Raw genomic sequence first — 14,728 nt, 5'->3', positions numbered from 1 at the left:
AAATGGAACATGCAGCCAAGGTTAGGACCTGCCTGTGGTTCGAAAAAGGTGGCCATGAGGCTGCCCGTGACTATGTGAAAATCGTTTCGAACAGCCGGATCGAGGCGGTCCGCGAGAACGGTCAGCCCGATGACCCTATGATTGTCGAATTCACTCTGGCTGGTGCGCCCATGATGATCCTGACGGCCGGACCGCACCACAAATTGACCCCTGCCGCGTCGATCAGCGTGCTGACCGCAGACCAGGACGAAACAGACCGGCTTTGGAGTGAGCTGACCGCAAACGGCGGTGAGGCGGGACATTGCGGTTGGCTGGTGGATCGCTTTGGCGTCTCTTGGCAGATCGTGCCAAAGCGTATGCCGGACCTCTTGTCCAGTGACGATCCCGCGGTTGTGGGCCGTGTGACCGCGGCCATGATGCAGATGGGCAAGATTGACATCGCGGCGCTGGAGGCTGCGGCGGCGCAGGAGACGGCGCATGGGTGAGACAACCGAGATCACTTGCACCTGCGGGCGGACCCGCCTTGAGCTGCGCGGCCATCCCATCGACAGCGTCGAATGCTGCTGCACATCGTGCCGCGAGGCGGCAGATCGGATGCAGCGACTGGACCGCGCGTCGCAGACCTTGACGGATCATGGCACCACGCCGTTCGTCATCTGTCGCAAGGATCGCGTGCGGTTTCTTTCCGGCACCGATGGTCTGAAGACCTTCCGCCTGTCCCCCGAACACGCGACCAAGCGCGCCATCGCCACCTGCTGCAACACGCCGATCTATCTGGAGTTCAAGGGCGGGCACTGGCTAAGCCTTTATGGCGGATTGTGGCCGGAGGGCACGATGCCTGCGCCCACGATGCGCACGATGGCCTCCGATCTGCCTGAGGGGGCCGTGCTGCCCGACGACATCCCGAACGCCAAGAAACAGAGCCTGGGCTTTTTCGCCAGGCTCTTTGCCGCGTGGGTCGCCATGGGGTTCCGCAACCCGAAGACGCCAGTCACAGGAGAAATAGATGTCTGACACGGATGAGAAAATCGAGATCGAGAGCATCACCTCGCCCGGTCGAACCCAGCGCGTGAACAAAGCCAAATATACGGCGATGCGCGACGCGTTCCTGCCGGTGCTACCGACCGAGGCCCCGGGATTAACGGTCGCCGAGGCAAAGGCCGCCCTATTGCCGACCCTGTCGCAAGACCTGTTTCCAGGTGGTGAGAAAGCCGGGTGGTGGTTGAAGGCTGTGCAGCTTGATCTGGAAGCCAAGGGCGTAATCAAGCGCAGTGGCACGGGGCCGGTTCGACTGTTCAGAACGCGAACGCCGAAATAGCATCGCCGCAGAAACAAGCTTTTGACGCGGTTGCTACGACCTCAGGTTTGATTGTCATGTGAGCGACGGCTGCGCAAACTTACGTCCGGGAGGTGGAAATGCACGAGACCATAACGATCTGGACCCTCGACTGGGTGCCAATGACCAATGGCCCCGCCGGCTTCGTGCGCGACATGCGGCTTAGGTGGGCCTGCGAGGAGGCGGGCCTTCCCTATTCCGTCAGAACCGTGCCATTGGGGGAAGGCGGTCCAGACCATCTTGCCCGTCAGCCATTCGGACAGGTTCCCCTCATGTCGGACGGTGATCTCCATATGTTCGAGAGCGGGGCCTGTGTTTTGCATCTGGCGGAGAAGAGCGAGACGCTGATGCCGCGTGATCGGCAAGCGCGCGCCGAAACCCTTCAGTGGGTTTTTGCCGCCCTTAACTCCATCGAGATGGTATCCGTTCCTTGGTGGTTCCTAGAGGTGACGGGCGCGACTGAGAACGGATTGACCGACTGGTTGGAAAGTCGTCTGGCCCATGTGGAGCGCACCCTGAAGGAGCGAGAATGGCTTGCTGCTGGTCGTTTCACCATCGCGGACCTCATGATGACGGACGTCCTGCGCGTGGCAAAGCTCCGTGCCTTCGGAGATCGGCCTGCAACAGAAGCCTTTGTGGAAAGGGTCATGGATCAGCCCGCTTTCAAGAAGGCTTATACCGACCAAATGGAGCATTTCGAGGCCGCCGATACAGCTCGGCGTCTGGACGAAAGCTGATCGTCTCGACTTGGTATCCTGCTAGTCGGCAACACATATATTGTCCGCCGAAGAACCATTTCAAACACCCTTTCCGTCGTCTTAACCGACTGATTGTTCATGATGGCAACTGTGGGATCAGGGCGGCGACCCGCCCTTTTGCAAGCAGCTTGGTAGAGCACTCGATGCAACTGGACCCAGACACCGTTGAGACGCCAGCACCGGAAATACGGCCAACGGCATCCACACGCGGCTTGCCGCGCACCTTCGTCGGCAGCAACGGCTGGATCACCGACCATTCAAAATCTGTCAAATCAAAACGTGCCATTCTCACCTCCACATTTGCCGGAAAGTGAATCACGTTTTCTAAAGTCTGTGAATCCCTTTTATGGGTATGTGACCTAGGGATGCTCAGCTCTGCATTGTCGCGACTTCGTCCTGAACCTGTGACAGGAAGGCGCGCGCCATACCCGCGAACGGCTGTTTCTCGTCCGTCATCGCACGCAAATCGTCAATGACTTCCTGAGCGGCTGCTTGATAAACCTCAGCGAGGACTGAACTATCCGCTTCCAGCCACTTGTTCAGCTTGGCAATCAATCGGTTCCGCAGCCGCCGCATCTCCAGCAGCCTGATCCGCCTGTCCTCTTCCAACCAGCGCCGGTTCAGCCCGAGGATCTTGCGCGTCGCCTCGCCCACCGCACTGCCGCCCTTCGCCCGCACGGTCGAAGCGCCCTGAAACAGCACCCATTCGAGATGATCGTCCGGATCCATGTCCACCGGGTTCAGGATCAACGGATTCTCCGTCGCCAAATCACCGCCCTCGTCCGTCACCCAGGCATTCCCTTCCACCGGAAAGGCATTCAATTTGCCCGCCCGCGTCTTGGGCTGCCGTTCCAGGAACGCGCGCAGGTCATCCTCAGTCTCCAATCCATCCGGGATGATCACGTGATAGCTGCGCGACTGGTTGCAATGCTGGCACGACAGCACGAGGTTTTCCCACCGCATCGCCAACCACCAATAGCCCGGATGCGCCACGCCCGCCTCGTCTGCCTCGGTCACGCCCTTCTTGGGCCGGTAATGTTCCACGTCCGTGTCCTGAGACCCGGCGATCTTGCTCTCACAATAGGCGCATTTGCCGTGGAACATCTCGCGCAACGCCTCGCGCACGGCACGGTTTCCGTAGGCGCTGAAATCATCGCTTTTCAACACCTCTCCCGCCGCCAGCTTGGCCTTGACCTTCGCCAGTTCCCTCGACCCCGCCGACCCTGGAACCGTCAGATCCAGCGCGGGCGGACAGGGGGTACGCACAGCCTTGATCATGAGCGTTTCTCAAACAACGCCGAAAACGTCTGCCGCAGGTCGGCGCGGCGCGGCGACGCCACCTTCGTCGGCGCAACTTCCTGCCCGACCTGCTTCTTCAAGGCCTCGGCATAGGCCTGTTCCCGCAGAGTCGATCCCAGAACCATCCCGTCGTCCAGTTTGCCGCGCAGCACGTCCAGTTCGGCGCGCTCGGCCTCGGACAGGTCCTCGATCCGCACCGCCAGCCGATTATAGCGTTCCAGCCGCGCGTCCGTCTCCGGGTCAGTCGACCCGAGGCCGAAGAATTCCGACGTCAGGATCTGTTCCGCCCGCATCCCCCGGATCGAAGGCAGGTCTTCGACCCGCTCGACCTGATCCTCGGCAGACCGTTGCAGCACGAAGACCTCGCCGTCATACATGCCGCGCAGGCACAGCGGGTCATGCGTCGTGGCGATGAACTGGATCCTGGGAAAGGCGCGGCGCAGCAGCGTCATGATCTGCATCTTCCAGCGCGGATGCAGGTGGGTTTCGATCTCGTCGATGAAGACCACGGCGCTGGCGAATTCCAGGTTGTCGTAGTGACAAAGCATCTCGCGGATGATGTCGCAGACCATCGCGATCACGGATTTATACCCGACCGACAGATCCTTCATCGCCACCAGCCGCCCGTTCTGGCGCACGTAGATCGCCCCCGGCGTGTCCGGGTCGTCGTCGCGTTCGAAATCGTCGTCATCCGACAACATCAACACTTCGCGCAGGGCGCGCGCGGTGGCCTCCCACTTCTTTCCCTCCAGCGTCGTCAGCCACAGGATCGGGTTGGCGATCATGTCCATCGGATCGAAGAGCGACCGCACCCGGTGCGCAGGCGCCCGCAGCCGCCGCGTCTTGCGCTTGGTAAAGAACCGGCGCGGGCCGTAGCCCAGCACCACCTTGCAACACTGCGCATCACCGGAAAACCGCGCATCGCCCGTGCGCGCGTTGACGCCCGCCGGGATGATGCTGTCGAGAAACCCAAGCCGAACGGCCATGCCCGGCGTGGTCTCGGCCCACCGATAGGGATCGGGGCGGTGAATCAGATCGGCGGGTGAGAGCGGTTCGTCGTCGATGGCCTCGTCCAGCGCGGCGGCTTCCTCGGTGCCGATCACAGCCAGAGCCATCGCTTCGAGGACCGAGGACTTGCCTGTGGCGTTCTCGCCCAGCAGCAGCATGCAGGGCGATTGATCGGCGTCGGCGACGCGGTCGGGCAGATCAAAGGCGATTTCCTTCAACGCCTTGAAGTTGCTGATCTCGACCCGCGTGATCGGCTTTGTCGCATTGGGCAGCTTGCGGATGTTGGGGATGCGGCTGGGGGCTCGTGTGGCCGGGGCGGTGTCGTCCTCTTGTACAGCAAGACTGCTCTCGAACCCGTCATCGGGGGCAAAGCCCGCTGCTTCAACATCGACGTCATAGGTGCGGGAAAGGAAATCTTCGGCAAAGCGCCTCCGGTCCTCCGGGTCCATTGCGTTTACTGTCTCGGCCAGTGCGTCGACGGTCGCAGCAGAAAGCCCCTGAGCCGCCGCAAAGCGCATCAACGCATTGGTCACGGCCCCCGCATGCTCCGCTGGACCGGAAAGGGTTTCTGCCGACAGAACATACCCGTCGGCCACCAAACCGCCGCTCCGCAGCGCCTCACCCAAAGCCTGGATCGCGGACCGGCGGCTTGCGACCAATTCCGGGCGGTTGAGGTCGAGTGTCTCGGACGTCGCATGCCCCGCCGGACTGGTCCACTCCACGGTCCCATCGGGCAGGAAAACAAGATGATCCCCCGGGTCGTGGAAACAGGAGTCGAGCATGACCTCTTGTTCTAACGCGCGCAGTTCCTTGATGGACATGCCGGGTTGGCCGCGCCTGGCCTCGATGAAGAACTTGTTGCCCTTGAGCCGCGCGCAGGTGGGGCAGACCCACAGCAGGTTTTCCCAGTCATACATCAACCAGCAATACGCCAGCAGATCGGTCTTGCCGTCTTCGTCCTGCGCCAGCATAGGCGGGCGGTGGCGGCTGACATAGCCCTGTTTCCGCTCGCCATCGAACGGCGCGGGACTTTCGCAATAGGCGCAGACATGGCCAAAGCGTTCAGCCATCTCTCGGCGCATCAAGACATCATCATCCAGCCAATCGGACCGGGGCGCACGCCGCGTGCCGCCCTTGCTGTAGGTCTGGTCGATGAAGGCCTGCACCTCGGCGCGGGCCTCATCCGTGCGCTTGTCGAACAGCATCTCGGGCGGGCTGAGTTTGTCCCGGTCGATAAAACGCATGGCCTACCCCAATAGCCGCAGGGCGCGGCGCAGTTCGGCGATGTGGTGCGGGACGCCCGAGTTCCCTTTGTCCGTGCCCTTGTCCATCGCCCAGTAATTGTTGTGCGAAAAGAACGACCGCTTGTGCCCCTCGGCCACCTTTCCGTCGGCATCCAGCGCGGGCATCACGGGGATATCGCGCACGCCCTGCACCACGCCTTTGTCGCCCGGCAGGCCAAAGGCCGCGCCCACGGGGCCGGAAATCAGGTCTCCGGTCAGGATAGCCTTTTCCTGTGAATAGAGGTTCGTCCAGCGGGTGTAGGCGAACAGCGCCGCGTGGTGCGGCGTGCGGCAATCGCCGGGCTTGCGGTCGCGTTTGCCGGAATAGCTGAAGTGCTGCATCTTCGTCGTGCCGTCGTATTCCAGCGTCGGAGGACAGGTCGGCAGCAGGCGGTTTTGCTGGCGGGCGCGCAGGTCTTCGTCGCTTTCGGCCACGAGGAATTCCGCATGGGTCAGCGGCGCGCCCATCGTCACGAAATCCGACACGATCCAAGGGGAGCCCTGTTCCTTGGCCTCGGCAAAAGCCCTGGCCTGCTGGTCCTGAAACGCGTCGATGTCCAGTTTGCCGCTCGCCTTAGCGTCGCGGATCATCTGTTCCAGCGAGTCGCGTTCGGGCTGCGGGGCGTCTTCGTGCTGGTCGTTGTAGCGGGTGTAGGTCTGGGCGAGGATGTCATACGCGACGATGGTCCCCAAAGAATGGGCGGCGACGATGATCCGGTCGTATTCTGGGTCATCGATCAGCCGCGACAGCAGGTCCACGCCCGCCTGCCGGATCTGGTGGCGTTTGGCAACGTTGGGTGGCAAGGCTTTGACATAGCGGGCGACGTCTCCGAAGCGCTTGACCAGCACCGCCGAGACGAAGGTCGACACCGCCATCCCGCCAAGTGCAGAGACCCAGGCCACCCACAGCTTCGGTGCTTCTTTCGGCCACATCCCCCAGAGCGTCATCCCACCGACGATCACCGTGATGATCCACAGCACGACCCATGCATGGGCGACCCGCTTGGGCGGGACCCGGAAGAGTAGGTCTTTGATCCACGTCACCACGTGCTCCCACGTGTTGCCCTGCATCATATGCGCCCAATAGTATTCGTAGAAATCCGTGTAGTTGCCCGCTTTATCACGTTCGGTGGCGATGCGGCGTAGCTCGGTTGAACTGTTGCGTTCGTCCGGCTTCGCCCAGGAAACGTTGCCATGACGGACACCGCCAGTATTCGGGTCTGGCCTGTCAGCATCTACCAGGGAGCCGTCTTTCGTCCAGACAGAAGATACGAAGGCATTCAACGTGGCCATTGGAATTTGCTCGCCCATGCCGTGTAGAATGATGACAGCTTGTTTCATAATACCAACGCGAAAATCAACCTAAGCAAGAAAAACACCCTTCAATTCATTTTTGCAATGGTTTTTGCAGCAAGCCACGTTGCCCTTTTCTAGGGTCCAGACCCGAGCAAACGCCGAAGCTATTTCAGCGGCGCAGCGTAGGTCGGCTCTTTGGCCCCTGGATGGCGTGGCTGGAGAGCCGGAGCATCGGCGATGCGTTCGCGCCCCTGTGTGACCTTGTGCGGCGACACGTCTTTGACAATTTTTCCGTCAGAAAAGGGGGGCTGGTGCTGGGCGTGTCTTCGGAGGGAATGGCTTTGTCGAACCCACAAAAGTCGGTTTCGCTGAAGGGGTCCGCCAAGCGCAATGCACAAGGCCTGATTTACCGAGGTTTCGCAACGCGTGACGCTGGTGGCGGTATCGTACCGATGAGATTTGTCATCCGGAGAATGCTCGACGGGGTGCAGGTGCGCCGCCAAAGGCCATGCAGAGGATGACAATCAGGGCACCGGCCAGTTGTGCGGGTCCAAGGGTTTCGCCCAGAATGAGCCAGCCCAGCAACACCGCCGTCAGGGGGCTGAGGAAACCAAAGCGGGTGATGGCCGCAGGGCCAAGCCGTTCGATGCCCCTGAACCAGAAGAAATAGGTCAGGGCGGCACCGATCAGCCCAAGCCACAGGAACCCTGCGATATGGGGTGTGGTGAACGGGGGCAGGGCCGGCTCGAAGGTCATGGCAAAGGGCAGCAACAACAGTCCGCCCGCCGTCAATTGCCACGCGGTAAAGGTCAGTGCCGGGACGGGCGGTTGCCATTTGCGGGTCAGCACCACACCACAGGCCATGGACACAGCACCGCCAAGGGCCGCGATGATGCCAATGCTGTCAAGGCGCGCCGATGGGTCGAGCACCAAGAGGGCCACGCCAAAGATGCCGGCGATGGCAGCGATTACGCCGCGCAGATGCAATGTGCCACCCAGCAAGGCGCGTGCCAGCAGCAGGACAATCAGCGGCTGCACCGCACCAAGGGTCGCGGCCACGCCACCGGGCAGGCGGTAGGCGGCCAGAAACAGCGCGCCCCAGAAAATCGAAAAGTTCAGCGCGCCCAGCACGGCCAGCTTGCCCAGCCAGGCACGGGGCGGCAGGCGGCGGGCAATCAGCATCAGGAAAATGCCCGTGGGCAGGGCGCGCAGCATGGCGACGGTTAACGGATAGCCGTCGGGCAACATCTGCGTTGTCACGATATAGCTGCTGCCCCAGATCGCGGGGGCCAGTGCGGCCAGTGCAAGGTCGGTGGTTCGGCTCATGGGGTGGTCCTTTATCTTGACGTCAAGATATACCTATATCTCTTGACGTCAAGGTAACAAGTCCTAAAGTGGCGACATGGACCATGTAGACCGTGTACTTGCGCAATGGAAAAGCGAACGGCCCGACCTTGAAGTCGTGCCGATGGGGGTGCTTGGACGTCTCAAGCGGCTGCACAATCACGTGGCAGCGCAGCTTGAAACTGTCTATCGTGCCAACGGGTTGACGGCGGCCAGCTTTGATGTGCTGGCCACGCTGCGCCGCGCGGGCCCACCCTATGCGCTGAGCCCGTCCGAGCTGATTTCATGGACGATGGTGACATCGGGAACAATGACCAACCGGCTTGACCGGCTGGCCGCTGCGGGGCTGGTGGAACGCAGGCCAAACCCCGAGGACGGGCGCGGGTCGGTGGTGGCGCTGACGCCGCAGGGCTACGCGATGATCGACAGGGTGGTCACGGAACATGTGGCCAACCAGCACGACATTCTGTCTGCGCTCAGCACCGACCAGCGGGATGCGCTGGACGGGCTGCTGCGGCAATGGCTGGGCGCTTATGAAGCGCCCGAAGGCTGAGCCGGCAGGCGGCGCAGGAACCGGATGTGCTTTTCAATCATGCTGGAAGCAAGCGGGCCGCCGTGGCCCAGATAGAACTGTTCATATCCCAGTGACACAAGCCGCTCCAACGAAGCCGCGACTGTCTTGGGGGCTTCCTCGAACGGGGGCTGTTTGGGGCAGCTGCGCAGCGCGATCCCGCCCAACAGAATACCCGAGGCTGCCAGATCACCGGCAATGACGCGCCTGTCGTTCAGCAGCACCGACACCGATCCGGGGGTGTGGCCGGGGGTTCGCAAGATGCGCGCGTCAAATCCGAAAGGTGCCAGATCCAGAGCGTCGTCCGTCATGACGTGGTCGGGGGTGAAATAGTCGAATGGCTGCTGGATCGCGCCTGTCTTGAAAAACAACCGACCAAACATGCCGGTGGGGTGCAGCACCGGGGCCTTGCCCTCGAAATAGGGGAGGTCGCCTGCATGGGCCAGCACTGGTGCACCCGTCAGCGCGCGCAGGCTGACAGCACTTCCCGCGTGGTCAATATGCCCGTGGGTCAGAACGATCAGCTTGATGTGGGCCCAGTTCAGCCCATGTTTTTTCAAGGCTTTTGCCACATGATTTGCAGCCTTCGGCAGGCCGGTGTCCACCAGAACAGCTTTTTGATCCTGCACAAGCAAAAAGGCGTTGAGCATCCCGAAGGGAAGCATGGCGATGGGTTCGATGTATGTTTTTGTCATTTGGCCGTTCCAGCTGATAACGTGGTGTTGGTCGCTGATGGCATCACGCTTGGGCGGTCGCAATTGGGCACCTTTTTGTAACCGGTAGAAAGATATGCAGCATTCGATCCCTCGGCAAAGACCATGGACAGACCCGGTGACCGGAGATTGTCCGGTTGCGCAGACCCTGCGCGCGCTGGGCGGCAAGCACGGGCCGCACATTCTGCACTGTCTGCTCGGCGGCGAGATGCATTTTCTGGCGCTGGCACGCGAACTGGACCCGATCAGCAAACGGGTGCTGCGCGCCCAGCTGCGCGATTTCGAGACCGGCGGATTGGTCGCGCGGGAGGTCAAGGACGACGCGCGCCGGCATGTCGGATATTCGCTGACCGGCAAAGGGCGCGCGCTGGGCGAAATCCTGTCGCAGCTTTATGACTGGAACCAGAGGTTCGAGGTCACCAGCCCCTAGGGGCCAGACCCTTCTGTATCTCCGATCTGTTATTGTTCCCCCGTCAGCGACCTTGGCCGAGGTCACTGACGGGACGTTGTATGGCGTCAGAGCCTTGTGGCCCAAGTTGAACTGGGACCACGTTTGCTAGCGAGCCAGCACTGTCTCTCTTCATCCATCTCGAACAGTTGCTTGTGGCCAGCTTGGACCACGGATCAGAAGGAAGAGAACATGAACAGGATAACACGAGACGCAATCCTTGGCATAGATGTCAGCCGCGATTGGCTGGACATTCATTGCCTGCCAAGCAATCAGAGACTTCGATTGCCCAATTCCGAGGACGGGCATGCGCGCGTGGGCGCCCTGGCAAAGTCAGCCTGTGCGCTGGTTTGTTTTGAGGCCACAGGGGGGCAGGAATGGCGTCTGTGGTCGGCCCTCGACGTTGCAGGGGTCGCGACCAGGCAACTGCCGCCCGCGCAAATCAAAGCCTTTGCCGCCAGCCGGGGCACGCGGGCGAAAACGGATAGGATCGACGCGGAGCTTATCGCGCGGTTCATGGCCTTTCGGCCTGATGCAGGGCGGACCTTGCCGCATGAAAAGATACGTCTTCTCAGGGCTTTGGTGTCCAAGCGTGGTCAGCTCGTCGAAACACGCAAACGGCTTTTGGCGCAAATCAAGGCGCATGCGAAACTGGGTTCGGATGATCTGTTCGACGTCATGGATGGTGACCTGAAAGACCTACTGGATCGCCAGATTGCAGGACTTGAGGTCCGGATCGAACAGATCATCGCCTCAGAGGAAGGCCTTGCCACGACTGCTGCCATCTTGCGTTCAGTTCCCGGCATTGGCCCGGTCGCCAGCACGATGTTGATCGCTGAAATGCCGGAACTCGGCCAGATCACGGGCGAACAAGCCGCCGCGCTGACAGGCCTTGCGCCCATTGCCCATGACAGCGGCGCGATGCGGGGCAAGCGCGCTATCGGAGGCGGCCGGCGCCCGCTGCGACACGTTATGTTCCAGGCGGCGCTCGTCGCCAGTCACCACAATCCCGTCCTGAAGCCGTTCGCAGACCGCCTTCGCGAAGCCGGAAAACCACACAAAGTGATAATCACCGCCGTCGCAAGAAAGCTTGTGACAATCGTGAACGCCCTTTGCAAAAGTCGGCAGAAATGGACTACTCAACTCGCTTGAGAAATACAGTTGCTAGCTGGGGCGTCGCAGGAAGAAAACGACGGGGATGGCACATAGGGTCAGCAACATCATCAAAAAGAAGTTGTCGATATAGGCGATCATCGCCGCCTGCTGTGTCACCAGCCTGTCTGCGATGGAGGCATAGAGCGGGATCGAGTCGAGCAATTGCGGCATGGTTGCGCGCACCTGCGGCGACTGGGCGGTGAGCGTTGAAGCAATCTCGGCGTGGTTCACCGTTGTCATGCGTGACAGCACCACAGTGACCAGCGAAATCCCCACGCCCGAGCCGACATTGCGCACAAGGCTGAACATCGACGTCGCATCGCCGCGAAAATGCGGTGCAATGGTGGCAAAGGTCAGCGTTGACAGGGGCACAAAGACAAACCCCAGGCCAAAGCCCTGCATGACACCGGTCACAATGATCAGATGGGCGTCCATCCCGGTTTCAAAGCCGGTCATCAGGTACAGCGACCATGCGGTCAGCCCCAGCCCGAACAGCACCAGCCCGCGCGGATCGAAACGGCTGACCAGACGGCCCACAACGATCATCGACACCATGGTGCCAACGCCGCGCGGGGCCATCACCAGACCGGTTTCGATCACCGGATAGCCCATCAGCTTTTGCAGCAGCGGCGGCAACAGCGCGAGGCCGGAAAACAGTGTCATCCCGATGACAAAGATAAAGATCAGGCCCATGAAAAAGTTGCGGTCGCGGAACATGCCCAGATCGACAAAGGGGTCTTTGGCGCCCCAGCAATGGATCACAAAGGCCCACAGCCCCGAAACCGCAAGCCCCGCATAGAGCAGGATTTCAAAAGAGGTGAACCACCCAGCGGATTGGCCACGGTCCAGCATCAGTTGCAGCGCGCCGACGGCGATGGCCAGCAGGCCAAAGCCCATCATGTCAAAGCGGCGCTCCTTGGTTGCTTCACGCGGCATAAAGGCTGCGATGCCCAGCAGGGCGACAATGCCCACGGGCAGGTTGATGAAGAACACATAGCGCCAGTTGAACACTTCGGTCAGGTAGCCGCCAAGCGTGGGCCCGATGATCGGCCCGACCATGATGCCCGCACCGTAGATGGCCATGGCCTGTCCGGTCTTTTCGCGCGGGTTGATGTCCAGCAGAACCGACTGTGCCATGGGGATCAGGGACGCGCCGCAAATACCCTGCACGATACGGAAGATCACCATCTCGGGCAGGCTGGTGGAGAACCCGCACAGCATCGACGACAACACGAAGCCCGCGATTGCGACCAGGAACACCATGCGCCGGCCCAGGCGGTCGGACACCCATCCGGTCAGCGGTGTGGCGATGGCCGAGGCGACGATATACGAGGTCAGCACCCAGGTGATTTCTTCCTGCGTCGCGTTCAGGCTGGAGGCCATATGCGGCAGCGCGACGTTTGCAATCGTGGTGTCCAGCACCTGCATCACTGTGGCCACCATGATCGACGCCGTCAGCAGCGCGGGGGCGGCAACCTTGACGTTGGGGGGTGTCAGCATGGGCGGTGATGCAGCTGCGGTGCTCATTTCAGGCGTTCCAACCGGTCGTGGCCGGTGTCGACCGACACGGAAACGCTCATGCCGTCACGCAACGGGCGATCTGCTGTTGTCTGGATCTGGATGCGCACCGGCACCCGCTGGACCACCTTCACCCAGTTGCCTGTCGCGTTCTGTGCGGGGATCAACGAAAACTGCGAACCCGTGGCCGAGGCAAGGCTTTCGACGGTGCCGGTCAGTTCCAGACCGGGATAGGCGTCGACGTCGATTGTGACGGGTTGGCCGGGGTGCAGCTCTGCCAGTTGGGTTTCTTTGAAATTGGCCTCGACCCAGGTCTGGCCGCTGTCGACAAGTGTGGCGATGCCCGTACCTGCGGCGATAAATTGCCCGACGTTCAGGCTTTCGATCTGGCTGACTGTGCCATCGCTGGCGGCAGAAATCTCGGTTTGTTTCAGGTGGCGTTCGGCGGCTTCGCGGGCGGCAAGGGCGGCGCGCACCGATGGCAATGTATCGGTGTCTGCCTCGGGATCACCGCCAAGCGCGGCGGCTGCGGCGTCAAGCTGGCGCTGAGCCAGAGTTACGGCGTTTGAAGCCGAGCGAAAGGCAATCGTTGCCTCGTCCAGTGACGCTTGTGTGCCAATGCCGCGGTCGGTCAGCTGCTGCTGGCGTTTCAATTCACGGTCCTTGACGTCTTCGATGGCTTTCGAGGCCTGCAACTGCGCCTGTGCGGTCTGAAAAGCTGCCCGCTGCTGAGCCACCGCGAGACGCGCAGATGCCAGGCCGGCGTCGGCAGTGTCCAGGGCGATCCGATAGTCGGTCGGATCAAGCCGGAAAAGCGGCGTTCCTGCGGTGACCGACTGGTTTTCAGTGACCAGAACATCGCTGACACGGCCGCTGACATCGGGCGAGATCGTGGTCATGGGCTGGTGGATATAGGCATTGTCGGTGGTGATGTAGCGCCCGCCAAACAGCCATGCACCGGCACCTGCAAGGACCAGCACCAGCGGCACCGACAGCATCAGCAACCGCCGCCGTCCGCGTGTGGGGGCAGGGGGCTGCGCGTCTTTGGGTGCCGGGGCGGCCTCGGTTGCGGGTGCGATAGGGTCAGGGCGGGCGTTCATCGTTTCGGTTCCTTGTCGGGCGCTGCCAGGGTGCGGCCCAGATTGTCTTTGATGGCTTGCAAACCGTCTTGAAGGGCGGCTGCGGTTTCGGGGCTGACCCCTGCAAAAACTTCGGCAAACACAGCTTCGCTGATCCGGTGCATTCCGGCGACTTTGGCCTGACCTGCCGGGGTCAGTGTCAGCGTCTTGGCACGGCTGTCGTGCGGGTCGACCTGACGGGTCACAAGACCTGCGGCCTGAAGCCGGTCGGCCAGATCGCTGATGGTCATGGGCGAGGCTTCGAGCGCTTCCTTGATCGTGACCTGACGCAGCGGGCCTTCGCGCTCTAACAGCCCAAGGGCGCGCCATTGCATCAGCGTCAGCCCTTCGGGACGGGCGGCCTGTTCAAACCGCCGGCGCATCAGCCCGGCTGTTTCGTGCAGCAAAATTCCGATGTCTTTCATGGTTCGCTCCGTTTGGTACGGATGCATATAATACGGACATATATGAAAAGAAGGTGCGGCAATGTGCAAATTTGCACAGTAAAGGGTGCAGCAATACACAGAGTGCGCTGCATCGTAGAGTTATTGGAGTTTTGGAAAACCGGTTGCGTGATCACCCGATGGTACACAGCAAGCGGAGCGGCTACGGGATCGCGAAGCAATCCGTATAAACGTCAGACCACCTAAAAGGTGGGGGAATCAACCTTTTACGCAGTAAAGCTTCGGTGTGCTACGCCGACGATACTGTTCACAGTCGCGCGCGATTATTTCCAGCCGCTGCGCCAGTGTATCCACCTGCGCCGCCGAATCGTCCGTCAGGTCATGCCCGACAGCTCTTAGATATCCGGCGAGATCCGAAATTACCTGTTTCGCTTCAACGACTGCGTCTTCTGCAAGACCACTCATGAACTGCCTCCA

General features: G+C 61.3%; 16 protein-coding genes and 1 pseudogene. 7 read left to right on the top strand and 10 right to left on the bottom strand.

The genetic code is table 11. The features are described 5' to 3' along the window. Positions 1-2 precede the first annotated feature (2 nt). The 4 genes from DSM107133_RS14790 to DSM107133_RS14775 all read left to right on the top strand — a co-directional run bounded on the left by DSM107133_RS14790 (position 3) and on the right by DSM107133_RS14775 (position 2,073). Positions 3-485, top strand: a complete 483-nt coding sequence (locus tag DSM107133_RS14790) for a VOC family protein (RefSeq protein WP_114292764.1) — start codon at positions 3-5, stop codon at positions 483-485. Then, positions 478-1,014, top strand: a complete 537-nt coding sequence (locus tag DSM107133_RS14785; protein WP_114292765.1) for a hypothetical protein — start codon at positions 478-480, stop codon at positions 1,012-1,014. Before DSM107133_RS14790 ends, DSM107133_RS14785 begins: the two co-directional genes overlap by 8 nt. Beyond that, positions 1,007-1,318 carry a hypothetical protein gene (locus DSM107133_RS14780; protein WP_114292766.1) on the top strand — a complete coding sequence of 104 codons (312 nt, stop codon included), beginning with the start codon at positions 1,007-1,009 and terminating at the stop codon, positions 1,316-1,318. Before DSM107133_RS14785 ends, DSM107133_RS14780 begins: the two co-directional genes overlap by 8 nt. 98 nt (positions 1,319-1,416) lie before the next feature. Continuing rightward, complete coding sequence (locus DSM107133_RS14775) at positions 1,417-2,073, top strand: glutathione S-transferase family protein (RefSeq protein WP_114292767.1); 657 nt, start codon at positions 1,417-1,419, stop codon at positions 2,071-2,073. Between the two features lie 220 nt (positions 2,074-2,293). On the opposite strand, the pseudogene DSM107133_RS14770 reads toward DSM107133_RS14775, so the two are convergent. The 5 genes and pseudogenes from DSM107133_RS14770 to DSM107133_RS14750 form a co-directional block, all read right to left on the bottom strand. Then, positions 2,294-2,386 (bottom strand): annotated as a pseudogene (locus DSM107133_RS14770) (IS5/IS1182 family transposase); the annotation flags it as partial. 77 nt (positions 2,387-2,463) lie between these two features. Beyond that, a complete protein-coding gene (locus DSM107133_RS14765; RefSeq protein WP_114292768.1) occupies positions 2,464-3,372 on the bottom strand; it encodes an HNH endonuclease in 909 nt (302 codons plus the stop codon). After that, the gene (locus tag DSM107133_RS14760) at positions 3,369-5,645 is read right to left on the bottom strand and encodes an AAA family ATPase (RefSeq protein WP_205387783.1); all 2,277 of its coding nucleotides are present in this window, start codon (positions 5,643-5,645) and stop codon (positions 3,369-3,371) included. The genes DSM107133_RS14765 and DSM107133_RS14760 overlap by 4 nt, the downstream gene beginning before the upstream one ends. A 3-nt stretch (positions 5,646-5,648) precedes the next feature. Beyond that, complete coding sequence (locus DSM107133_RS14755; protein ID WP_162791992.1) at positions 5,649-6,977, bottom strand: hypothetical protein; 1,329 nt, start codon at positions 6,975-6,977, stop codon at positions 5,649-5,651. Between the two features lie 465 nt (positions 6,978-7,442). Continuing rightward, positions 7,443-8,306 carry an EamA family transporter gene (locus DSM107133_RS14750; protein ID WP_114292770.1) on the bottom strand — a complete coding sequence of 288 codons (864 nt, stop codon included), beginning with the start codon at positions 8,304-8,306 and terminating at the stop codon, positions 7,443-7,445. 76 nt (positions 8,307-8,382) lie between these two features. Between DSM107133_RS14750 and DSM107133_RS14745 the strand changes: the two genes are divergently transcribed. Beyond that, positions 8,383-8,877 carry a MarR family transcriptional regulator gene (locus DSM107133_RS14745; RefSeq protein WP_114292771.1) on the top strand — a complete coding sequence of 165 codons (495 nt, stop codon included), beginning with the start codon at positions 8,383-8,385 and terminating at the stop codon, positions 8,875-8,877. Here the strand turns inward: DSM107133_RS14745 and DSM107133_RS14740 are convergent. After that, complete coding sequence (locus DSM107133_RS14740; RefSeq protein ID WP_114292798.1) at positions 8,856-9,590, bottom strand: MBL fold metallo-hydrolase; 735 nt, start codon at positions 9,588-9,590, stop codon at positions 8,856-8,858. The two genes, DSM107133_RS14745 and DSM107133_RS14740, sit on opposite strands and share 22 nt — an antisense overlap. A gap of 136 nt (positions 9,591-9,726) precedes the next feature. Between DSM107133_RS14740 and DSM107133_RS14735 the strand changes: the two genes are divergently transcribed. Both DSM107133_RS14735 and DSM107133_RS14730 read left to right on the top strand, forming a co-directional pair. Further along, positions 9,727-10,038 (top strand): helix-turn-helix domain-containing protein, encoded by a 312-nt coding sequence (locus tag DSM107133_RS14735; RefSeq protein ID WP_162791993.1) that lies wholly within the window; start codon positions 9,727-9,729, stop codon positions 10,036-10,038. 210 nt (positions 10,039-10,248) lie between these two features. Then, the gene (locus DSM107133_RS14730; protein ID WP_243253540.1) at positions 10,249-11,208 is read left to right on the top strand and encodes an IS110 family transposase; all 960 of its coding nucleotides are present in this window, start codon (positions 10,249-10,251) and stop codon (positions 11,206-11,208) included. Between the two features lie 12 nt (positions 11,209-11,220). On the opposite strand, the gene DSM107133_RS14725 is transcribed toward DSM107133_RS14730, so the two are convergent. From DSM107133_RS14725 to DSM107133_RS14710, 4 genes are all read right to left on the bottom strand, one after another. After that, positions 11,221-12,738: a DHA2 family efflux MFS transporter permease subunit gene (locus DSM107133_RS14725; RefSeq protein WP_114292270.1), complete on the bottom strand. Its 1,518-nt coding sequence runs from the start codon at positions 12,736-12,738 to the stop codon at positions 11,221-11,223. Next, positions 12,735-13,829: an HlyD family secretion protein gene (locus DSM107133_RS14720; RefSeq protein WP_114292271.1), complete on the bottom strand. Its 1,095-nt coding sequence runs from the start codon at positions 13,827-13,829 to the stop codon at positions 12,735-12,737. Before DSM107133_RS14720 ends, DSM107133_RS14725 begins: the two co-directional genes overlap by 4 nt. Continuing rightward, positions 13,826-14,272, bottom strand: coding sequence for a MarR family transcriptional regulator (locus DSM107133_RS14715; protein WP_162791961.1), 447 nt, complete (start codon positions 14,270-14,272; stop codon positions 13,826-13,828). The genes DSM107133_RS14720 and DSM107133_RS14715 overlap by 4 nt, the downstream gene beginning before the upstream one ends. A gap of 237 nt (positions 14,273-14,509) precedes the next feature. Next, positions 14,510-14,716 carry a hypothetical protein gene (locus tag DSM107133_RS14710; protein WP_162791962.1) on the bottom strand — a complete coding sequence of 69 codons (207 nt, stop codon included), beginning with the start codon at positions 14,714-14,716 and terminating at the stop codon, positions 14,510-14,512. Positions 14,717-14,728 lie beyond the last annotated feature (12 nt).

It is taken from the genome of Pseudosulfitobacter sp. DSM 107133, assembly GCF_022788695.1.
GTDB lineage: Bacteria > Pseudomonadota > Alphaproteobacteria > Rhodobacterales > Rhodobacteraceae > Pseudosulfitobacter.
Note: the sequence above shows the minus strand (reverse complement) of the source record. Positions and strands in the feature narration are given on the sequence as shown.